Below are 19,289 nucleotides of genomic sequence, written 5' to 3'. Positions count from 1 at the left end.
TTCAGATTGTCACTCAGCTATTGGTTGCCGCGACTTCGGCTGCGACCAGCGCGCGCAATTCTGCCTCGCCGAAAGTAGCGAGCGGCTTGCCGTTCACAAAGAAGGTCGGCGTCTGGCGCACACCCACGGCTTCGACATCGGCACGGTCCTGATTGAGGATGCCTACAATATCCGGCAGGCGCATTTGCGTCCGCGCGGCTTCTGCGTCGAGACCTGCGACCGCAGCGATATTGAGGATGAGGCCGGGCTCGGGCGCACCGTGGGACGCCCAGCGGGGCTGATCCCGCAGTATCGCTTCCAGAACTTCCTCAAAGACCCCCTGCATGCGCGCAGCTTCGAGGACCTGGATCGCTTCTTCCGAAGCTTCCCCGTGAAACGGTGTGTAGCGGATCACCACACGCACTGTATCGCCATGCTCGGCCATAATATCCTTCACGACCGGGTAAAATGCGCGGCAGGCTTCGCACGCAGGATCGAAGAACTCCACGATCGTCACGGTCGCACCCTCGGGGCCGAGAACCGGCGAATAGGGCCGGATCAAAGCGTCGGCAATCTCCGGGGTGACTGAAGAGGCCTCCCCAATGGGCTCTGATCGCGTTGCATACCAAGAGGCGCCAGAAAAGGCCGCAACTGCGAGAGCAGAAACGGAAAGGATCAATGAGCGGCGGTTCATTCGGTATTTTCCTTCAAAGAAGCGGCTGACAGGGCAGCGGTGAGGGCAAAGGCCAGGAACGAGAGCAGCGGGATTGGCACGCTGAGGACAAGCTGGCCTTGGTCAGTGCAGGACGGACCTGCCGCAGTACAGGGCTGGATGCGTTCGGGAATGAGCCCCCAGAAAAGGCCGAGATGCCACAATGCGATGGCTCCGCCGGCGAGAGAAAGCGCGACACCGTAGCGGCCGGCCCTCCTGTCCCGCCACCAGAGCCCGCAACCCAGCACAACCGCCAGCGGGAACATGAATGCCCGTTGAAACCAGCAGAGGACACAAGGCGTCTGCCCCAGAACCTCGCCAATGAACAAAACAGACAGTGAGGAAACTAGTGCAACGATCCATGCGGCTGCGAGCGACGTGTCGGATGATAGCCTGAATGTCATAAGGAAATCTGCTCTCTCAGACTGGATACGATCTCTTCTGCTGGCGTGCCATAGGGCCACGCCGTGACATAGCCACCTTCAGGATCGAAAAGGAACAGCTGCGAGGAATGCCCCATAGTGTAACCGCCGGGGGCCGCAGCCTCCTCGATTTTTTCGTAAAAGATGTGAAAGCTCTTCGCTGTCCGGTCGATCTGGTCCGGGGTCCCCGTGAGACCGATGATGCCGGCCTCGAAGCGCGGTACGAAATCTGCAAGCGTCATTGGTGTATCGCGCTCGGGATCGATCGAGATGAAGAGCGGCTGAATCCGCCCGGCGTCCGGACCTAGACCTTCCATCACAGCGGCGACCTCAGCGAGAGTCGTCGGGCAGACATCGGGGCAGTTCGCGAAGCCAAAAAAGACTAGCATCCACCGCCCGGCGAAGTCTTCCTGCGTCCGTGTTATTCCTTGATGGTCCGTGAGTTCGAAGGCCGCACGGAAAGCCGACTGCGTCTCACGTGCCTGATCCGCACGATAATCCGCCCAAAGCAAAAGCCAAATTAGCGCAACAGCCGCCAGCGCCCAAAGAATTTTCCGAAGGAGTTTAAGCTTCAAAGCAAGCAGCCCGTTTCTGATTCCACGTATTTTTTGCGCGTCTACACCCTGCAGCTACTAGAGGTTCAACCGTTTTTTTCAGGAGAGGGACTTTGTCGCGTGTCTGTGAATTGAGTTGTGGCCAGTGCCAGACCCAATTAAACCTACCAGAACTGTAGCGTCCTGGGGGTGCGTATGCTCACGATTGGCAGTTTGGGAAAGAAGACTGGCACCAAAGTCCAGACCATCCGCTACTATGAACAGATTGGCCTGATGCCCGAACCAGGCAGGACCGAAGGCGGTCAGCGGCGCTATGGTGAAGCCGAGCTTGATCGCCTATCCTTCATCCGTCACGCGCGCCAGCTCGGCTTTTCTCTGGATGCAATCCGGGAACTACTCGATCTGAGCGACCATCCGGAACGGTCCTGCGACGAAGCCGATGCTATAGCACGGCGGCAGTTGAAGCAGGTGTATCAGCGGATCGCCAGACTTGAGGCGCTGCGCACTGAGCTTGAACGAATGGTGCATGAATGCAGTGGCGGCAAGACATCTGATTGCCGGGTCCTTGAGGTGCTCCGTGATCATGCCGAATGTCTGACGGAGCACGACGAAATCGGCGCATGAGTGCAGCTCTCAACTATCCGGGGCGTTGTGCATTTAAGCACTGACATGCCTTCTTTCGAAGGCAGCCGCTGCGAGCACGAAGTCTGGAGGCTCACAGCCTGCAAAAGGAGTGGACCACATAACAGCTTAAAGGCAAGTGATCCTGACAATCCTGGATAGCGATTGCAGGATTAGGGCTTGAAGCTACAGTTACTGTAGCGGTTACACCCCTTCTTGCAAGATTCGAGGAGAAATGCAGTGTATCCGGCAGATCCGCTTCTTAAGCCTACGAGGCTATTGGACTTTGACCATCCGTCAATTGCCAGGCTAATAACGAACCGCGGGTGGAAGGAACTGGCCCAGCATGAGCAAATCGGCGCGGTGTACGGCTTCGTCCGCAACGAGATTGCCTTTGGTTACAACCACGCGGATGACATCCCAGCCTCCAGGGTTCTCACCGACGGCTACGGCCAGTGCAACACCAAGGGCACACTGCTCATGGCGCTTTTACGCGGAGTGGGTGTGCGGTGCCGGCTGCATGGCTTCACGATCCACAAGGCGCTGCAGCGGGGCGTGGTACCAGAGATCGTTTATCCAATTGCTCCAGACGAGATCTTGCATTCATGGGTGGAGGCCGAGACAGAGGAAGGCTGGGTCAATCTCGAGGGTTTCATCCTTGACGAGGCATTCTTAGGGACGCTCCAGGCCGCCTTTTCCGGTACCGAAAGCCTATGCGGCTATGGTGCCGGAACCAATTGTTTGAGCGCGCCACCAGTCGATTGGACAGGTGGAGACACTTACATTCAGAAAACTGGTATTGTCCGGGATTTTGGAACTTTCGGCACACCGGACGAATTCTACCGGGACCACCGGCAGGCGTTCGGAATTTTGCGTGACTGGCTCTATCGCAAAGTTATCCGCCACTGGATGAATGCTCGTGTCCGCGCAATACGGTCCGGGCACGTGCCGCACATCCCGGGACTGGGCCTAGTGAACCACCGCCACGAGAAAAACCAAGATGCCGCATGATCATGGCCATGCTCATATCGATCCTGCTTCTGGAGACCGTCGGATTTCCATCGCGATCTGGGCGAATGCCCTTCTGACCATCGCTCAAGTCGTCGGCGGAATTTTCGCGGGCAGCCTCGCTTTGATCGCGGACGCGCTGCACAACTTTTCAGATATGGCATCTCTCCTCATCGCGTTTGCCGCGCGCAAGATCGCCCGGCGGCCCGCCGACGAGCGTATGACTTTCGGCTACGGCCGGATCGAGATTGTCGCTGCGCTGGTCAACTACACAACGCTCATACTGGTTGGTGTCTATCTCATCTACGAGGGGGGCATGCGGATGATCGACCCCCCCGAGGTTGCGGGCTGGACTGTCGTAATCCTCGGCGGCATTGCGCTGGTGGTGGACACGTTAACCGCATTTCTCACTTACTCGATGCAGAAAGGCAGTGTTAACATTCGAGCACTCTTCCTGCACAACCTTTCTGATGCGCTGGCTTCAGTCGCCGTGATTATCGGTGGCTCGCTCATCATTCTCTATGACATGAAGTGGGTTGATCCTGCGATCACAATTGGTATCGCGCTTTACATTCTCTACCTCGCTGTGACCGAGATCGGCCGCCCAATCCGGACGCTGATGCTGGGCAGCCCGCCGGACATAGACGGCAAGGGGGTCGTGGAAGTGATCCGGAGCGTGGACGGTGTTGCCGATGTTCATCACGTGCATCTTTGGCAAATGCAGGAACACGAGGTCGCGCTCGATTGCCATGTGGTAGTCGAAGAGGGATGCCTTGCCAATGCTGAGCAGATCAAGTCGGATATCAAATCGTCTCTCGCAAAACACTATGGCATCCGCTATTCCGTTCTGGAGTTTGAGGCATCCGCCAACATGCACACCGGCGCGGAGTTGTTTGGACATGGTTCATGACAGTCGATGCAAGGCACACCGGTTCCAGCGGAAGCCTTGGAAAGCGTCTCATGCCGAGGAAGATTGGATGCCTCTTGCCGGTAGACAATAGATCTCCTCGTCTCCCGGCAATAAATCACTCACGGATGCTTCCAGCCTGCAGATTGATAGGGGTAAAACCGGAAGGCAATCGCGCGGGCAGCTGTATTGCTGTGCTGAAAGCCCGCCTAAATTAGCCGCACTCGTCATGGGCAGCACGATCTCATCGGGAATTTTGTGGGCTTTCTAGCCGCCCCAGTCAATAGCGCCAAAAATAGCTCAGCTTTTTGTCCGTTCACTGGTAAACGCGTGGAATACAGATAAGGTTTCTTCGCTGACGTGGTGCTCGATCCCTTCGGCATCATATTCGGCCACCTCTTGCGACACGCCAAGAGCCACAAGGAAATCCACAACGATTCTGTGCCGTTTGCGGCAGGCTTCGGCCAGCTGGCGGCCTTCTTCCGTCAGGCGGATCGAACGGTAGGGCTCCTGCAGAATCAGCCCTTCCCGTTTCAGGCGGTTCAGGTTCTTGGAGACCGTGGGCTGGGTCACGCCTAGACGCTCGGCGATTTCAACAGGCCGCGCTGCGCCGTTCATGTGAATCAACTCGGCAATCAGCTCGACATAATCTTCGACCATCTCGCTTTGATGAGCCGTGCGTACGGCCTCAAAACCGCTTGCCTGTTCATCTGGGCTTCGATTGAGGGCGTTTTCATCTGTTTCGGTCATGTCGCTCATAAGATCGCATGTCATTTTGGCCTCCCTGTATGCCTGCAACAAGGCGGGTTGACAACGGCATAGAAGAAACTACACAATTTAGCCAAAGCTAACTTTTGTAGGTTCGACCATGAAAAACCTCATTTCAGCGGCATTAGTCGGCCTTTTGCCGGTGGCCGCCGGGGCCACAGCGATTGAGCAAGCCCCATGGGCGCCGCGCTCTGCCGCTTACCGCCTGACACTGTTCATGGGGAACCTGACCCCGGTTCCCTGGGAAAAAATCGAAAACAGCTGGACCGCACCGGCACCGGGCAGCGCATTGTCTGAAGATGCCATGTCGCGGGTGAGCCCGGATGAGGCCCGCGCAATCAGCGCGGCTCTTGCATCGCATGACCGCCAGGCGCTGTTCGAGGCGGCCACGGCAGCCGTGGCCCAGGGTATCCTGCGTCACTTGGCAGCGGCAGAGACTGCGCTTGGACAGCCCTACGCAGCACATGAGGTTGCCAATGCCGAAGCGCTGTTCCGGGCGTTCGAGGACGGCATCAAGGCGGCGGATGCGAATGCCGCGCGCGATCTGGGGCGGGCATGGCTCGCCCTGAACTCCTCGCTTGGCACTGCTGGCGTGCTTGGCCATGGAGCGCAAGAGACCGATGCAGAGAGCTTTGCCGCAGCACGTGCAACGCTCGAAACCTATCTGACAGAAAATTATTTGCCTGCCGCCTATGCGGAACGCGAAACGCTGACCCCGGTCCCCGAAAGCGCAGTGCGCTCGGGAACGCCGGTGTCGCTGCCTGCAACCTTGCCGCCGGGGTCGAATATCGCCGATCAGCAGGAATTGCCCCGGCTGGTGCTGCAATTTGAAGAAGCTGGCGAGGATGAGGCGAACCTGCCGCTGGTTGCCTATGGCGACATGCTGTTCGACAGCCCGGAAATTTTTGGCGGCCCGGCTCGCGAACTGGGTATTGCCTGTTCCACCTGCCACAACCGTTCGGATGTGAACCGGGACTTCTTCATCCCCGGACTGTCAAAATACGCGGGCGGCATGGATGTGGACGGCTCCTTCTTCAACCCGATGTTCAATGACCGGGTAGACGACCATCTGGACACGCCTTCAATGCGGGGCATCCGCTTTACTGCGCCTTACGGGCGCGATGGGCGCGAGCCCAGCCTGCGGCGGTTCATCCGCAATGTGATCGTGACCGAGTTCGCAGGCGATGAGCCGACACCCTTCCAGCTGGACGCGCTGGAGGCCTATGTCAAGCAGTTCGACTTTCTTCCGAATCCGAAAATCGACAGGGCGGGCAGGCTGACGAATTTGGCCTCGGAAGCTGCCAAGCGCGGGGAGAAGCTGTTCAACACCGATTTCGCCGGACTGGGAGACCGCTCCTGCGCCTCGTGCCACACGCCCGAGCGTAACTTCCGCGATGGTCTCACATACGACATCGGCACTGCCGAGCCCCCCTTCCCGGGCGGTACGCCAATCCACTTTGAAACGCCCACCTTGCGCAATATCAACTTCACCGCGCCCTATATGCACGACGGGTCGCTGCCAACGCTGGCCAGCGTTGTGGACTGGTTCGACGAAAGCAAAGTTCTGGGGCTGGATGAGGCACAGCGTGCCGATCTGACCGCCTATCTCGAGGCTGTCGGAGATGGTGAGGAACCCTATCAGGCGTTTGAAGGCCGCGACAGCGTGTTCCGCTTGTCCTGGGAAGAACTGACCACTTTCGCAAGCACCCTGGATACGCTGCTGCCGATGCGCGATGCCGAAAACATCGCCCTTCTGGTGGATACGGTCGCCCCTGATCTGGCGGCAGATGCGAGTGTCATGGTTAATCAAAACTCCAAGCCGGAGATCTATGAGTTCGCGGCCATCCTGCGGGCTGTCGGCGATGCAAGCGCCAAAGGCGATTGGGAGGAGGCAGGCCGCCAGTGGGACCTGTTCAAAGCGATGCAAGCCGATATTGACGAGAGGATGTTCTGATGCTGTCGCGCCGCAATTTTCTGGCCGTATCGGCCGCATTCCTCGCCGCGCCAGCCTTGGCAGCGGGTGAGGAGCTGAAACTGGCCTTCATTCCGCAAGAAAACCCCGAAAAGCTGCTGGGCGACATAAAGGCGGTCACCGGCTGGCTGTCCGAACGCATGGGAATGCCGGTGACAGGGTTTGTGACCTTCGACCATGCCGCCGCCGTCGAGGCGCTGCGCAACGGCGATGCAGACATATCTTTCATGGGCGCTCTGCCTTATGTTCTGGCCGAGGATCAGATTGGTGCCGTGCCACTGCTGTCCGAGGTCTACCGCGGGCAGCCGAGCTATGCGGGTCGCGTGTTTGTCCGCAAGGACAGCGGCATCGAGACGCTGGCCGACCTCAAAGGGCGTGACATTGCCTTTGCCGATCCGGTATCGGAGTCCGGCTATCTATACCCGCTTGATCTGTTCGTGCGCGAGGGGCTTATCGCCGATGCCGCCGATGCGGACAATTTCTTTGGCCGGAAGTTCTTTGCCGGGGGCTATCAGCAGGCGATGCAGGCCATGGCGAATGGGCTTGTGGATGCCGCCGGCGCCAGCCAGTATGCCGATCTTCTGCTGACGCCGGATCAGCAGGCAGAAGTCAAAGTCCTGGCCGAAAGCGAACAGATCCCAAGCCATGCGGTTGTTGCACGGCCCGGCCTGGACAAGGGCGTGCAGGCCAAGTTCATCGAAACCATGTTGCAGCTCAATGAGCCAGGCAACCGCCACCTGCTGGCGTATCTCTATGGGCCGGACGGCTACATCGCGGTGGACCGGGACGTTTACGAAGGCGTGCGCGAGACGGCACGGCGCTACGGGTACCTGAAATGACAGCAGCTTTCACCCTGAATGCAGTGTCGCACCACTTCGGCGGCGCCGCGGCGCTGTGCGAAGTGTCGCTCAGCGCCGCACCGGGTGAACGTGTGGCCCTGCTTGGCCCGTCGGGCGCCGGGAAATCCACCCTGCTCGCACTGCTCGACGGCCGCCTGCGCGGCTGGCGCGGCGAGGCCGAGGTTCTGGGGGTGCCGCTTTCGGCAACGCAGGCTCCGCCGCGTGAGCTGCGCACCGGTGCCGGGTTCATCTTTCAGGAATTTGCACTGGTTGACCGGCTGACTGTCTATCAGAATGTGATGAACGGGCGGCTTTCCCGGATGCGCATCTGGCCCTCCCTTTGGGGGCGGTTTGGCGAGCAGGACCACCTCAAAACAGCTGCCGCGCTCGAAGATACCGGTCTCTCCGATCTGGCCCGGCGTAGGGCGGACCAGCTTTCAGGCGGTCAGCGGCAGCGGGTGGCAATTGCCCGTTGCCTGGCGCAGGATCCCAGGCTGATCCTTGCCGACGAACCGGTGAGCAACCTTGACCCCGCCCATGCGGAACGGATCCTCGGCCTGATCACAGGCGCAGCTGACAAACGCGGCATCGGAGTCGTCTTCAGTTCGCACCAGCCAGAACTGGCGCGCCGCTTTGCCGACCGGATTGTGGGGCTGCGAGCCGGCGCAGTGCAGTTCGACAAACCCTCCGCTCAGGTGACCAGCGACGACATCGCCGAACTTTACCACGGCACGGTTCCCGGCGCCGGGCTGCGCGTGGTCAGTTGATGAGCCAGGTGCTGACTTGGATCGTGCTGGCGGCGGCCGTCCTTTGGTCCGCCACAAGCGCAGAAATGGGGCTGGACAAGCTTCCCGGTGCAGGGCCTCGCCTGGGCGAATTCCTCGGGCGGATGATGCCGCCGGACCTGTCGATCTGGCGCGAAGTCATGCGGGGTCTGGCAGAAACCCTGCGGATTGCCATCCTCGGTACTTTCTTTGCGGTCATCCTGTCCGCTGGGCTGGCAGTTCTCGCAGCCGAGACCCTAGTGCCGTCATCCGTTTGGCGCCCGGTGCGCGGCCTTCTGGCGATGATCCGCTCCATTCCGCTGATCCTGGTGGCGATGCTCATGGTTGGTGCGGTGGGGCTTGGGCCCTTGCCCGGGATCCTCGCCATCACCTTCCATGCAACGGGGATGCTGGCGAAATTCTATGCCGAAGCGATCGACAATGTGGCCGCCGCCCCGGTGGTAGCACTGGAAAGTGCTGGCGCCAGCCGCACGCAGCAGCTGCGATGGGCGATTTGGCCTCAGATGGCGCCGGTCATCCTGCGGGACACCGTGTTCCGTTTCGAACTGAACCTGCGCGAAAGCCTAATCCTCGGCATTGTCGGTGCGGGCGGCATCGGGCTTTATGTCCAGACCTACGTGCGCTCGTTCCAATATGACAAGGCCGCGACGGTAACCATGGCCATTGTTGTGCTTGTGCTTGCGTCGGAGGCGGTCAACTCCGCCCTGCACAAGCGGTTTTCCTGAGCGGATCCTTACAGTTTATGACTACGGTTATAGGCGGCTGAAATGCTGAGTGGCCGGCGCCCCTCCACAGCGCGTAGCAAGGGATTCCGAACTGAAGGCTGGAGCCAAGGGAAACAGAAGGGCTCCAGCCTTCTTCTAAGATTGCTTGCCGGCGGACGTTAACTACGCAACGGCATCAAAATGAGAGCGCTACCGATCAGGCATATCATCATTCCTGCTATATCCCAGCGGTCGGGGCGATTGCCTTCGGCCAGCCACATCCAGAACATAGAACTGGCGATATAGACGCCGCCATAGGCGGCGTAGGCCCGCCCGGCAAATGCGCTGTCTGCGCGCGTCAGAAGATACGCGAACAGCACAAGGCTTGCGATGCCGGGCGCGAGCCAGAGCGGCGAACGGTCGAGGCGCAGCCACGCCCAGAAGGCAAAGCACCCGGCGATTTCCGCCAGGGCTGCCAGGGCAAAGATCAGAAACGTCCCGGTCAAGATGCCAGCGCCTCCAGCACCGGGCACTCCGGGACATCCTCGCCGGAACATTGGCCTGCTGTTGCGGCCAATACTTTTTCGATCCTGCGAAGGTCTTCAATTTTCCGGCGCACATCGCTGAGATGGCGTTCAGTCAGGGCTTTCACTTCGCCGCAAGTCTGGGTGCCGCCATCCACGAGGCCAAGCAGCCCTTTAATTTCGTCAATGGCAAAGCCGAGCTCGCGGGCCCGCAGGATGAAACGCAGACGCTGAATGTGGCTCTGCCCGTAGATGCGGTGGCCCGCAGCCGTGCGCGGCGGGTCCGGCATCATGCCGGTCTTCTCGTAATATCGGATGGTTTCAAGGTTGCAGCCCGTTGCCTTGGCCAGCTCCCCCCGAGTGAGAGATGTCGCGTTTTTGTGATCTGGCATCGTAAATAACCTCCTTGCCCCTGTAGCTACTACAGGCCCTACACAAGGTGCTAGCCCTATTCGTGAGGAGAAAAATATGAGGATTGCTGAAAAGCAAACCGGAGAAGCGGACACGGGTGTGAACCGAAACAGCAAAGGCTGGCTTGCCGCGGGCGGTCTGCTTGGCGCGGTTTTTGCGTCCGCCTGTTGCGTCGGACCGCTGGTTTTGCTCACGCTCGGTATCTCGGGGGCCTGGATTGGTAACCTGACCGCACTTGAGCCCTACAAGCCGGTATTCGCTCTGATCGCGCTTGGCTTCATCGGCGCCGGCTTCCGGCAAGTCTATTTCCGCAGGCCAGCCACCTGCGAACCTGGCTCCTACTGCGCCAAGCCTTCTTCGGCACGCATCACCAAAACCGCACTCTGGATCTCGCTGGTTCTTGTTGTGGCAGCTCTGACCATCACCTGGTGGGCGCCGCTCTTCTATTGAAAGGAATATCTCATGAAAAAAATGCTCGCCGCGGTTCTCGGCTTTGGCCTTCTCGGAATGGCGTCCATCGCCTCCTTTGCGCTGCCCGCTGCCGCCCAAAGCGTTGCAGCGGAGGAGACTGTAACCTTCGCAGTTGAAAATATGACCTGCGCGCTCTGCCCGGTGACTGTGAAGCACGCCATGGCGGGGGTGGGTGGCGTGCGCTCTGTAGACGTGGATTTTGAAGCAAAGACTGCCACGGTTGTTTTTGACAGCGCGGCAACAAGCGCTGAAGCTATTTCGGCAGCCTCCGCAAATGCTGGTTATCCGGCGATGGAGAAGGGCTGATCCTGTGCGCGACAGTCTGATGGGAGGCCTCGCCGCGACAATCCTGGCGGCACCGCTGGTGATAATCTGCTGTGGCGGCCGTGTCCTTTTGTCTGCGCTTGTCGGAACGGTTGGCGGGTGGCTGACCGGGTACGGCATGATTGCCATTGGGCTGGCGGCTGCGGCTCTTGCATTGGTCTGGCGTTCGATGCGCTGCGGCTGTTTCTGCCCCCACTAGGATGGTGCTCCTTTGGGGCTGAATCTGATCCCGGCAAAGTTCGCCGGAGCATGAACCAATCACAAAACAACGGCGCCCGCGCGCGCCCTGAAAAGGATCAAAAAATGAACAGCGACTGCTGCACGCCGAATGGAGAATATGACCTTGCTGTCATTGGGGCCGGATCGGCGGGTTTCTCGGCCGCGATTACTGCGGCCAAAGGCGGCAAACGCGTGGCGCTGATCGGGCACGGCACCATCGGCGGCACCTGTGTGAATGTGGGTTGTGTGCCTTCGAAAACGATGATCCGTGCCGCCGAGGCGGTGCATGGCGCGATGGCTGCGCATCGCTTTCGCGGTCTGAAAGCCAGCGCAGAAGTCACAGACTGGGCTGCGATAACCGGGGCCAAGGATGATCTGGTCGCTATGCTGAGGCAGAAGAAGTATGCCGATTTGCTCCCAGGATACGAGGGTGTCACCTATATCGAAGAAGGCCCCGCGCGGCTGGTTGCGGGCGGTGTCGAGGCAGGAGGCCGGTTTATCCAGGTGCCGAAGGTGATCATCGCAACCGGCGGGAGGCCAGCACAGCCAGACATCGCGGGAATTGAAACTGTGCCGTCCCTGGACAGCACGTCTCTGCTGGAATTGGAGCATTTGCCTGAACGCTTGATTTTTCTGGGCGGCGGATTCATCGGCGTTGAATTGGCGCAGATGATGTCCCGGATGGGCGTCAGTGTGTCTCTTGTCTGCCGCTCTCGCCTGCTGCCGCAGGCTGAGCCAGAGGTCTCCGAAGCGCTGGCGGAAATCCTGCGCGACGAAGGCATTACGATTTTGGAAGGCGTTAGCTACGAGGGTAGCCACCGTGAAGGCAGCGAAGCAGTTCTGCACGTGCAAAAGGACGGTGCGGTGCAGGATCTGGAGGCAGATTATCTCGTCCTGACAACCGGGCGCACCCCGAATACCGAGGGACTTGGCCTTGCGGAGCTGGGGGTTGAAACGGATGCGCGAGGGGCCATTGCTGTCGGCGTGGATATGCAATCCAGCCGCCCCGGCGTCTATGCGGCCGGGGATGTGACGGACCGCGATCAGTTTGTCTACATGGCAGCCTATGGCGCGAAACTGGCAGCCCGCAATGCAGTTCTGGGCGGTCAAGAGACCTACGATAATGCGGCGATGCCCTGGGTTGTATTCACCGACCCGCAGGTGGCGGGCGCCGGCCTGACCGAAGCGCAGGCGCAAGCGGCGGGCCATGAGGTGAGAACCAGCGTTCTCACGCTCGACAACGTGCCGCGCGCGCTTGCGGCTCGGGACACGCGCGGCCTGATTAAACTGGTGGCCGATGCCAGGACAGACCAGCTTCTGGGAGGTGTTATCATGGCGCCGGAAGGCTCCGACAGCGTCCAGACTCTGGCCATGGCCTTGAAATTCGGAATGACCGCTAAGTCACTTGGAACTACGATATTTCCCTATCTCACTACCGTAGAAGGGCTGAAACTCGCAGCGCAGACCTTTGACATGGATGTAGGTCAGCTCTCCTGCTGCGCAGGGTGAATTGGGAGCACATCGGATGACCGGTATTGAAGCTCTCCTGCAAGACATTGACAGCCTGTCGCTTATCACGGTCGGTCTGCTGCTTCTCGCCGGTTTGGTGGTAGCATAGCCCGAGTTCGTTTTGCTTGATTGCCGTAGCGACAGGGCTTGGCGCCAGAACGTGGCAGTTATGTTTGCGGCCTTGGGGGTCTGGGGCACGGCAAGCGGTTGGCCTGACCTGATTGTTGCTGCGGTCATGGCAACGTTGTTTCTTTCCCCTGCTTTCCAGATCGTGCGCCAAGCGCTCGCCGAGCGCCGGGAAGTTGGAGAACATCAGCATGTTTGACGAGGATCAAGACAACCTATCTCGAATGATGCGAAATTTGCTCAACTGAGTCGCAAGTACAGAGGACTCTCACTATGCACCTGAAACGCCGCCAAATACTGACTTACGCCGCAGGCTTCGCCAGCACAGCACCATTTGCCACGTTTGCGCAAAACACACCTTCCATCCATGTTCTCAAGGATCCGAATTGCGGCTGTTGCAGTGCTTGGATCGATATCCTTCGGCAGGAAGGCTTTCGCGTTACCGAGGAGCGCAGCTTTGGAACACTGCTCGTCCGCCACAAATTGGACAACGGCATTCCCGAAAAAATGATCTCCTGCCACACAGGCGAGATCGATGGCTACATGATCGAGGGGCACGTACCGGTTGCCGACATTCGTCGTCTATTGGAGGAGCGACCTAGCGCCATTGGACTTGCTGTTCCTGGGATGCCCTACGGTTCGCCTGGGATGGGGCCGGAAGATCGTCGTGAGGCCTACGACGTATTCTTGATCCTTAAGGACGGCAGCACCGAGGTGTTCACGAGTTACGAAGCGGCCTGAGGCGACATTCATCGAGCGGAATCAGTAAGGAGGAGAAGATGACACGGCGTGGATTACGCATTCTTGCCCTTGGCGTTTTGTCTATCGCTATTGCCGGTGTGGCCGGTGCCCAACAGCAAGCAGGAGACTGGTGGGGTCATGGGCCAATGGGACCGGGCCACATGAGGTCTGAACGCATGCCTGGTTGGGGGCATGGCAACATGGGACCTGGCCAGCAGCAGCGCATGCAGCGACACTGGACATACATGAACGAGGGCGTGCCTTCAGCCTATCGGGGGGCTCGAAGCACCATTCGCGCGACACCCGGAAATCTTACGGAGGGTCAGGCACTTTACACGGAAAACTGCGCGAGGTGTCATGGCGCCAAGGGTTTGGGAGATGGTAAAGCCGGACGCTCGCTCGTTCCCTCTCCGGCCCTCCTGAGATGGTTGATCCAGATGCCGATGTCGGGAGATGAGTATCTTCTTTGGGCTATCTCCGAGGGTGGAGAACGCTTCGGAACAGACATGCCAGCTTTTAAACAAACGCTGAGTGAAGAAGACATCTGGAAGATCATCGCCTACATGCGCTCAGGTTTCCCTTGATCTGTCGTCAATCTGCTGGTCTTCGAAGAGATTTTTTGCTGTCGATACTGTGACGATAGTTCCAGCAGATAAAAGTCTGACAAGGCGGCATTCTGGTAGGAAACACGGAAACAGACATTCCTGTAAGCCGCAGCACCAGCAGGTTAGGGGCTCGAAACTCGATTTCGCCGCACGCAGCATAAACGTCTGCTTGCTCCGATGGCAAACCAATGAGTTAATAATGAAGACTGGTGCGAGAGAGGGGAGTCTGCTGAAAAAAAGATTGAGGGGTTAGTGGCGCCTTAGTGAAAAAACTATGTGTCACCCTTCACTAATTGACGCAATCTGACGGATGAGCGCGGGGTCAGCTTGCCGCACCCCGCCTGCGAAAGTGAATGCGCTCATGGCTAAAAAATGGCGTATATGCGGAGCCTAGGCTAACCAAATCAACTTTTTCACCCCGGCATCCTACCTACTTTATCACCCTGATCTTTGCCCCGAAAATGGCTTTCTGCCCCTGATCGGCCTGCAACTGTGTACGGAAGTCCCAGCCGTGCGCCAGAAGCTTTTCTGGCAGATCGGCGGGGGCCAGCTTGGCATACTTGAGCGCCATATCTGGTTTCTTCCAGCCGCCACGCGTCATCAGCAGAAGCAAGTCCTTGTTCATCGCATAGTGCCATGTGGCAAAGGTATGCCGCAGCGTGTGCGGTGTCACATCGCCGCCTAGTTTGGCCGCAACACGCGCCTTGGTGAAGGCAGCTTCAATCTGACCGCCGCTGCCGGTGCTGAGCTTGTATGCCTTTCCCTTCGGCGTGCGGAAAACAGCCCCGGTTTCCGGCAGTCCTGAAGCAGCAAGCAGACGCATCACACGCGCCGGAAATTCGGCCATTTTCAGCTCGCCATTCTTGGATGTCGGAATGAGCGCTTGACGGGTTTCTAGGTGAAGGTTTTCACATTGCAGTCCCAGCGCCTCGCTGGTGCGGCAGCCGGTTCCAAGCAGGAATGTCACGATCGGGAGCAGGTGTGGCTCGCTTGCTTCCAGTAGATCCTCGGCCTCGCCAGGTGTCAGCCAGCGGATTTTGGACTGGGGCTCCTTGCGACGGCGGAAGCGGCGCGGAGTCACATGGCCATCGTCAGCGGCTAGATTGTAGATGGCGCTGATGGGGGTGATGATCTGCCGGTTGATGGTGGCGGGTGCAGCGTCGGGCATCAGGATCGCCCGTGCCGCTTTGTTCGCCGCGTCATTGTCGACGTCGGCCAGCCGTGTCTTTTCCCCGAAGTGAATCAGCAGCGGTCCGATGAACCGGGTTTCCCCACCACTTTCCATGTAGGTCAGCGCAGCCTCGGCAAAAGTCAGGGTTGCCGACTTACCAAGTGTCGCACGCTCGATGATTTCGGCTGACCGTCTTACACGGATGATTTCTGCGGCTTTTTTGTCGCTAACTCCAGTGCTCTCATAAATGCTTTGTCCTGCGAGGGTACCCCGGATGACGAAATTTCCGGTGGGTTTGCCTTGGCTGTTTTTGCGCCGAAAGAGAATGAGGGGCATCTCTGAACCTCCCCCTTAAAGAATGCGTTTAGCAGATCCGGCGGACGGTAGAGGATGCGAACTCGTCCGCTCACCTCAACCCGTGCGAGGCTGCCGCTTTTGAATTTGGAGTCCAGCCCGCTGCGACTGGTGAAGATTTTGAAGCGGGCGAGATAGGCTATAGCTTCCTCTGTGGTCAGCAGACGCTCCTCGGACAGTGCATGCATCGGATGATCCTCAAGCAGGCAGTTGATTGTGGCCGGGCGACCGGGTGTTTCCGGCGCCTGCTGGCTTTTGGCATGTCTTCTCCGGTCCCGTGCCATTGACCGAGGTCTCCTGTCTCCGGCGGGCGGCGGCCGCCCGCGTGCGTTGATGGAGACAGTTTACGGCGCTCGATTGGGTTGGATCGACCCGCGCTATGAACCTGTAGAGGCGAGAGATGTGGATAAGTGCCTAGAAATACGGAACTTTCCCTCTGCAGAGGGCGCCGGGCAGGGACGTTGGGCAAAGAACTGTCCGGCAGGGGTTTTGGGCAAAGTTTTTCCAGGAGGGAATTATCCGGATTTTGGGTCAACCGGTGCCTGCACCGCGGAAGTTTGCGCATAAGCTTTGTGCAAATCCGGTGGCGGCGCGGCTTGGTTGGCGGGCGCATCTACTGGTCCTGGACCGGCTCCGGACCATTTTTGCGCGGCACGTCGCGCAGCCAGGACCGGACCGCTTTGGCATCGAACTCTCGTTTCTGCACCAAGTCTGCAGCCATGTCCTGCAGCAGCTGCTGATGGGGGTACAGCAGCGCGCGCGCGTGGTCCTCGGCGTAGTCGAGTTTCTCACGGAGGCGTTTGCGGTCGGGTTCAGCCAATTGCGCGTGATCCTGCGGTCCAAACCAGCTGTTGCCGAAGGCGCCTAAACCCAGTTCAAAATCCATTGCCAGGACCATCCGCGCTGCTTTCCCGAGGTCGGACGTGGCACTGCCGCCAGCGCCCGCGGACACAGTATTAAAGATGAGCCGCTCCGCTGCCCGACCGGACAAGTGGACGTACAACTGACGGTCGAAATCCGACGGCAGACCTGCATTCGGAGGAACATCCCGTTCGATTGTTCCGCCTGCGGCAGCCACCCGGACCTGTGTGATCGCCTCGCCGAAGATCCAGGCGACGATGGCATGGCCGCATTCATGGACGCAGATGCGGTAAAGTAAGTCATGGCTCTCCTTCAGTTCCATGACTTGCAGATGGCGGCGTAGAAGCTGGAGATCGAGCGGGCAGCCGCTGTGCCGGGCTTCACTGCGGGCAGAGCGCACCGCGGCGTCGATGTCGGCGGCGGTCTTGCCGATGCTGTCCCGCGCCAGCAGCTGCAGATCCCCCTCTTGGACTGCGTCCTGCAGCCGCTCAGCAATGAGGTGCTGCAGCATCGCCTTGCTTGGCAGCGGCATCTCGATCTTGATGTCAAACCGCCCGGCTCTCAGCACCGCGGGGTCTAGGTGCTCCGGGTGGTTGCAGGCACCGACGACCATGATCCCTTCCTCCCGGCTGACGCGGTCCATCTGCTCAAGGAACCCGGCGACCACCTGGCGCCTGTAGCTGGCACTGTTGTCGCCGACGCTGTCGCGGGAACCGATCGCGTCAATTTCATCCAAAAAAAGGATACAGGGAACATTCTTCTTCGCTTCATCGAAGCTTTTGCGCATCGCAAGCAGGAGGTTACCCAAGTGACCGTTGGCCTGCCATTCAGCGCAGCTGGTCTCGATGCAATTAACCTCGGCGCTCCCTCCCATTGCCCTGGCCAGATAACTTTTGCCGGTGCCTGGCTTGCCAAAAAGCAGCAAGGAGTGCGGGATCTCATTCCAGGCCACGCCGCCTTCGGCCCACAGGCGCAGGTCAGCAACCAGTTGCCGGGCGGTGTCATATGCTGGGCCAATGCCTGTGATCTCTTCCCTCGGGGCGTGGGCTTCGGGCGGTGAAGCCGCAGCGGCAGCAAGCGCTTGTGTGATGCGCTGCGCGACCCTTTTGGCAGTGGGCGCACGCAGGGCGAAAGAGAGTGTGGGGGTGGAGAGTTCTTGCAGCTGGCCGCTCGGGGGCAGCGCGGCGCGGGCGGCGGCTTCATCAATGCGGCCCGTGCGGCTGTGGGTCCGACGCAACAGGGCGATCAGAAAATCTGCGTCCACCTGTGGCAATGCCAGCTGATGACAGTGCTCCGCCACCAGCGGCGCCGGCAGGGCCATCTCATCCGGCAGGCAGATCCACAAAGGCTGGCTGTGCGCCAGGCCTTTGATGATTTGGTCGCGCAGCTCATCAATGTGTTGCTGTTCAATCGCACCATCGCGGGCACTGGGGACAGCAAGGGTCACGCGCTGAGGCAGCTGCACCTGGCGCCGGGCGTCATAGGCCTGCCAGCCCGGCGGCAGCAGGGCGTGGTTAAGGAGGTTTTCCACGCTTGAAAAACCGGAAGCAGGAACGTTGCGAAGGATCAGCACGGCGCCACGGGCAAGCTGCGCGTCCACTGCAGCCGGGGAGCCGAAGGCCGCGGCGATCCGCAGCAGCAGAAGCAGCTTGTCTGCCGGCAGGTCTGGGTCCGGCAGCCAGCGGCCCGTGTTGTCACAGGCATATGGGTCGGCACCTTCCTGCTCCAGCGCTTCCCAGAGTTCCGGCGGCAGATGCCGCGCGTCCGGCTGCTCGCTCAGATGTTGCAGCAAAGAATGGGGGTGATCCGGTGCAGGGGGCACAAGGGGCTCCTCGGCGCCAGCACTGTCGTCTGGCGCGTCTTCTTTGAGTGTCTTGCGGCGCGCCTGCTGCAGCTCATGGTAATAGAGATGATAGCGGCGGGCGCAGCCTTCGGCGAACTGCCACCAATCGGGGCGTGCGGATTTGGAGAGATCGAGCTGGCTCATGGCAAGCCTCCTGTGAACAGGCAAAAGGGATCGGGCGCCCGGTGAAACCGGGCGGGAGATGTTGGAAATTGAAGAGGAGGGGGGCGCTTAGCTGTCTTCTTCTGCCTCGATGGCGTCGAGCATCGCGAAGATCACCTGGGCCGCATCGGCGAAATAGACCTCGCTGCGGACCCGCAGGGCGTCACTGTAGAGCTCTGGCGGTGCGACTTGATCGGAAAACCCCGCCTGCAGCTTCGCGTGCAGCCGCTTCTCGGCCTGCAAGGCCAGCTGCCCGGTTGCCATCGGAACGGTCTTCAGGATCTTCGCGTCCAGGTCACGGTGCTTCAGCAACTGGTGGCGCAGGCGGGAATCCGGGTTCCGTGAAAAGCCAAGCTTGACGAGGCGCAACCCGGAGGCCAGCCGGAATTGCATCGCGTAGAGGTAGCTTGGTGCGGCAGGCCAGTCCTCACCGCATTGCCCGCAGGCAAACCGGCTGGTTTGCATGTTGGCACGGGCGATCCTTTGTTCGTGGCCGCAGGACGCATGCCGGTACAGACGGTAGTTCTGGTTGCCACCTGTGTCTTCTCCGATCAGGTGCCACCCCCGTTCTTCTGCTTCAGCCTGTTCTTTCTCAGCGTGGCAAATCTCGCACCGTACACTGCACAGGCCTTCGGCTGCCCGCTTCACCATCTCAAATTGCCGGCGCAAGTTATGGCCGCAGGGGGCGATATAGTGG

Annotated in this window: 21 protein-coding genes and 1 pseudogene; 13 read left to right on the top strand and 9 right to left on the bottom strand. The window is 59.7% G+C overall.

Annotation, left to right across the window (positions count from 1 at the left end):
- Positions 1-13: 13 nt before the first annotated feature.
- Genes AC4HIX_RS18025 through AC4HIX_RS18015 form a run of 3 tightly spaced genes read right to left on the bottom strand, consistent with a single transcriptional unit; the run spans position 14 to position 1,688 of the window.
- Positions 14-673, bottom strand: a complete 660-nt coding sequence (locus tag AC4HIX_RS18025; RefSeq protein ID WP_027236531.1) for a DsbA family protein — start codon at positions 671-673, stop codon at positions 14-16.
- Complete coding sequence (locus AC4HIX_RS18020; RefSeq protein WP_027236532.1) at positions 670-1,095, bottom strand: disulfide bond formation protein B; 426 nt, start codon at positions 1,093-1,095, stop codon at positions 670-672. The genes AC4HIX_RS18025 and AC4HIX_RS18020 overlap by 4 nt, the downstream gene beginning before the upstream one ends.
- Positions 1,092-1,688, bottom strand: coding sequence for an SCO family protein (locus AC4HIX_RS18015; protein WP_051357804.1), 597 nt, complete (start codon positions 1,686-1,688; stop codon positions 1,092-1,094). Before AC4HIX_RS18015 ends, AC4HIX_RS18020 begins: the two co-directional genes overlap by 4 nt.
- 174 nt (positions 1,689-1,862) lie before the next feature.
- Here AC4HIX_RS18015 and AC4HIX_RS18010 point away from each other — a divergent pair, with 174 nt between their 5' ends.
- The 3 genes from AC4HIX_RS18010 (at position 1,863) to AC4HIX_RS18000 (ending at position 4,206) form a co-directional block, all read left to right on the top strand.
- Positions 1,863-2,291, top strand: a complete 429-nt coding sequence (locus AC4HIX_RS18010) for a MerR family transcriptional regulator (protein WP_027236534.1) — start codon at positions 1,863-1,865, stop codon at positions 2,289-2,291.
- A 237-nt stretch (positions 2,292-2,528) separates the two neighbouring features.
- Positions 2,529-3,299, top strand: a complete 771-nt coding sequence (locus AC4HIX_RS18005; RefSeq protein WP_027236535.1) for a transglutaminase-like domain-containing protein — start codon at positions 2,529-2,531, stop codon at positions 3,297-3,299.
- Positions 3,289-4,206, top strand: coding sequence for a cation diffusion facilitator family transporter (locus AC4HIX_RS18000; protein WP_027236536.1), 918 nt, complete (start codon positions 3,289-3,291; stop codon positions 4,204-4,206). The genes AC4HIX_RS18005 and AC4HIX_RS18000 overlap by 11 nt, the downstream gene beginning before the upstream one ends.
- Before the next feature lie 297 nt (positions 4,207-4,503).
- On the opposite strand, the gene mntR is transcribed toward AC4HIX_RS18000, so the two are convergent.
- Entirely contained in the window at positions 4,504-4,962 is a 459-nt protein-coding gene (gene mntR / locus AC4HIX_RS17995) for a manganese-binding transcriptional regulator MntR (RefSeq protein WP_152612216.1), read from the bottom strand.
- Between the two features lie 226 nt (positions 4,963-5,188).
- On the opposite strand from mntR, the gene AC4HIX_RS17990 reads away from it, so the two are divergent.
- From AC4HIX_RS17990 to phnE, 4 genes are read left to right on the top strand one after another with little or no spacing between them, the layout of a single operon-like run.
- The gene (locus tag AC4HIX_RS17990; protein ID WP_490399977.1) at positions 5,189-6,925 is read left to right on the top strand and encodes a cytochrome c peroxidase; all 1,737 of its coding nucleotides are present in this window, start codon (positions 5,189-5,191) and stop codon (positions 6,923-6,925) included.
- Positions 6,925-7,782, top strand: coding sequence for a phosphate/phosphite/phosphonate ABC transporter substrate-binding protein (locus AC4HIX_RS17985; protein WP_027236538.1), 858 nt, complete (start codon positions 6,925-6,927; stop codon positions 7,780-7,782). The genes AC4HIX_RS17990 and AC4HIX_RS17985 overlap by 1 nt, the downstream gene beginning before the upstream one ends.
- Positions 7,779-8,549: a phosphonate ABC transporter ATP-binding protein gene (locus tag AC4HIX_RS17980; RefSeq protein WP_027236539.1), complete on the top strand. Its 771-nt coding sequence runs from the start codon at positions 7,779-7,781 to the stop codon at positions 8,547-8,549. Before AC4HIX_RS17985 ends, AC4HIX_RS17980 begins: the two co-directional genes overlap by 4 nt.
- Positions 8,549-9,292: a phosphonate ABC transporter, permease protein PhnE gene (gene phnE / locus AC4HIX_RS17975; protein WP_036797393.1), complete on the top strand. Its 744-nt coding sequence runs from the start codon at positions 8,549-8,551 to the stop codon at positions 9,290-9,292. Before AC4HIX_RS17980 ends, phnE begins: the two co-directional genes overlap by 1 nt.
- Before the next feature lie 158 nt (positions 9,293-9,450).
- Here the strand turns inward: phnE and AC4HIX_RS17970 are convergent, their stop codons facing one another.
- Both AC4HIX_RS17970 and AC4HIX_RS17965 read right to left on the bottom strand, forming a co-directional pair.
- Positions 9,451-9,828, bottom strand: coding sequence for a YnfA family protein (locus AC4HIX_RS17970; RefSeq protein WP_490399976.1), 378 nt, complete (start codon positions 9,826-9,828; stop codon positions 9,451-9,453).
- Positions 9,774-10,187 carry a MerR family transcriptional regulator gene (locus tag AC4HIX_RS17965; protein ID WP_027236542.1) on the bottom strand — a complete coding sequence of 138 codons (414 nt, stop codon included), beginning with the start codon at positions 10,185-10,187 and terminating at the stop codon, positions 9,774-9,776. The genes AC4HIX_RS17970 and AC4HIX_RS17965 overlap by 55 nt, the downstream gene beginning before the upstream one ends.
- A 76-nt stretch (positions 10,188-10,263) precedes the next feature.
- On the opposite strand from AC4HIX_RS17965, the gene AC4HIX_RS17960 reads away from it, so the two are divergent.
- From AC4HIX_RS17960 to AC4HIX_RS17935, 6 genes and pseudogenes are all read left to right on the top strand, one after another.
- Positions 10,264-10,656, top strand: a complete 393-nt coding sequence (locus tag AC4HIX_RS17960) for a mercuric transporter MerT family protein (protein ID WP_027236543.1) — start codon at positions 10,264-10,266, stop codon at positions 10,654-10,656.
- Positions 10,657-10,668: 12 nt separating this feature from the next.
- On the top strand, positions 10,669-10,983 hold the full coding sequence (locus tag AC4HIX_RS17955; protein WP_027236544.1) for a cation transporter: 315 nt from the start codon (positions 10,669-10,671) through the stop codon (positions 10,981-10,983).
- A 321-nt stretch (positions 10,984-11,304) separates the two neighbouring features.
- Positions 11,305-12,729 (top strand): mercury(II) reductase, encoded by a 1,425-nt coding sequence (merA, locus tag AC4HIX_RS17950; RefSeq protein ID WP_027236545.1) that lies wholly within the window; start codon positions 11,305-11,307, stop codon positions 12,727-12,729.
- 157 nt (positions 12,730-12,886) lie between these two features.
- Positions 12,887-13,054, top strand: a pseudogene (locus AC4HIX_RS17945) (cation transporter); the annotation flags it as partial.
- A gap of 74 nt (positions 13,055-13,128) precedes the next feature.
- Entirely contained in the window at positions 13,129-13,596 is a 468-nt protein-coding gene (locus AC4HIX_RS17940) for a DUF411 domain-containing protein (protein ID WP_027236546.1), read from the top strand.
- Positions 13,597-13,634: 38 nt separating this feature from the next.
- A complete protein-coding gene (locus AC4HIX_RS17935; protein ID WP_082023082.1) occupies positions 13,635-14,180 on the top strand; it encodes a c-type cytochrome in 546 nt (181 codons plus the stop codon).
- Positions 14,181-14,631: 451 nt separating this feature from the next.
- Here AC4HIX_RS17935 and AC4HIX_RS17930 read toward each other — a convergent pair whose 3' ends face one another.
- The 3 genes from AC4HIX_RS17930 to AC4HIX_RS17920 all read right to left on the bottom strand — a co-directional run.
- Positions 14,632-15,708, bottom strand: a complete 1,077-nt coding sequence (locus AC4HIX_RS17930) for a tyrosine-type recombinase/integrase (RefSeq protein WP_027236547.1) — start codon at positions 15,706-15,708, stop codon at positions 14,632-14,634.
- Positions 15,709-16,339: 631 nt separating this feature from the next.
- Positions 16,340-18,574 (bottom strand): AAA family ATPase, encoded by a 2,235-nt coding sequence (locus tag AC4HIX_RS17925; protein ID WP_051357807.1) that lies wholly within the window; start codon positions 18,572-18,574, stop codon positions 16,340-16,342.
- Between the two features lie 87 nt (positions 18,575-18,661).
- Positions 18,662-19,289, bottom strand: a 628-nt coding sequence (locus AC4HIX_RS17920) for a GIY-YIG nuclease family protein (RefSeq protein ID WP_490399975.1), incomplete at its 5' end; no start/stop codon positions are given.

This window comes from Leisingera sp. (assembly GCF_982940295.1).
Note: the sequence above shows the minus strand (reverse complement) of the source record. Positions and strands in the feature narration are given on the sequence as shown.

Excerpts from the sequence above, each read along its gene's own strand:
- AC4HIX_RS18000 (WP_027236536.1), top strand. The coding sequence starts at position 3,289 with ATGCCGCATGATCATGGCCATGCTCATATCGATCCTGCTTCTGGAGAC.
- AC4HIX_RS17980 (WP_027236539.1), top strand. The coding sequence starts at position 7,779 with ATGACAGCAGCTTTCACCCTGAATGCAGTGTCGCACCACTTCGGCGGC.
- AC4HIX_RS18025 (WP_027236531.1), bottom strand. The coding sequence starts at position 673 with ATGAACCGCCGCTCATTGATCCTTTCCGTTTCTGCTCTCGCAGTTGCG.
- phnE (WP_036797393.1), top strand. The coding sequence starts at position 8,549 with ATGAGCCAGGTGCTGACTTGGATCGTGCTGGCGGCGGCCGTCCTTTGG.
- AC4HIX_RS17935 (WP_082023082.1), top strand. The coding sequence starts at position 13,635 with ATGACACGGCGTGGATTACGCATTCTTGCCCTTGGCGTTTTGTCTATC.
- AC4HIX_RS17965 (WP_027236542.1), bottom strand. The coding sequence starts at position 10,187 with ATGCCAGATCACAAAAACGCGACATCTCTCACTCGGGGGGAGCTGGCC.
- AC4HIX_RS17990 (WP_490399977.1), top strand. The coding sequence starts at position 5,189 with ATGGGGAACCTGACCCCGGTTCCCTGGGAAAAAATCGAAAACAGCTGG.
- AC4HIX_RS17985 (WP_027236538.1), top strand. The coding sequence starts at position 6,925 with ATGCTGTCGCGCCGCAATTTTCTGGCCGTATCGGCCGCATTCCTCGCC.
- AC4HIX_RS18020 (WP_027236532.1), bottom strand. The coding sequence starts at position 1,095 with ATGACATTCAGGCTATCATCCGACACGTCGCTCGCAGCCGCATGGATC.
- AC4HIX_RS17940 (WP_027236546.1), top strand. The coding sequence starts at position 13,129 with ATGCACCTGAAACGCCGCCAAATACTGACTTACGCCGCAGGCTTCGCC.
- AC4HIX_RS17970 (WP_490399976.1), bottom strand. The coding sequence starts at position 9,828 with ATGTTCCGGCGAGGATGTCCCGGAGTGCCCGGTGCTGGAGGCGCTGGC.
- AC4HIX_RS18010 (WP_027236534.1), top strand. The coding sequence starts at position 1,863 with ATGCTCACGATTGGCAGTTTGGGAAAGAAGACTGGCACCAAAGTCCAG.
- mntR (WP_152612216.1), bottom strand. The coding sequence starts at position 4,962 with ATGAGCGACATGACCGAAACAGATGAAAACGCCCTCAATCGAAGCCCA.
- AC4HIX_RS17930 (WP_027236547.1), bottom strand. The coding sequence starts at position 15,708 with ATGCCCCTCATTCTCTTTCGGCGCAAAAACAGCCAAGGCAAACCCACC.
- AC4HIX_RS17955 (WP_027236544.1), top strand. The coding sequence starts at position 10,669 with ATGAAAAAAATGCTCGCCGCGGTTCTCGGCTTTGGCCTTCTCGGAATG.
- AC4HIX_RS17925 (WP_051357807.1), bottom strand. The coding sequence starts at position 18,574 with ATGAGCCAGCTCGATCTCTCCAAATCCGCACGCCCCGATTGGTGGCAG.
- AC4HIX_RS17960 (WP_027236543.1), top strand. The coding sequence starts at position 10,264 with ATGAGGATTGCTGAAAAGCAAACCGGAGAAGCGGACACGGGTGTGAAC.
- merA (WP_027236545.1), top strand. The coding sequence starts at position 11,305 with ATGAACAGCGACTGCTGCACGCCGAATGGAGAATATGACCTTGCTGTC.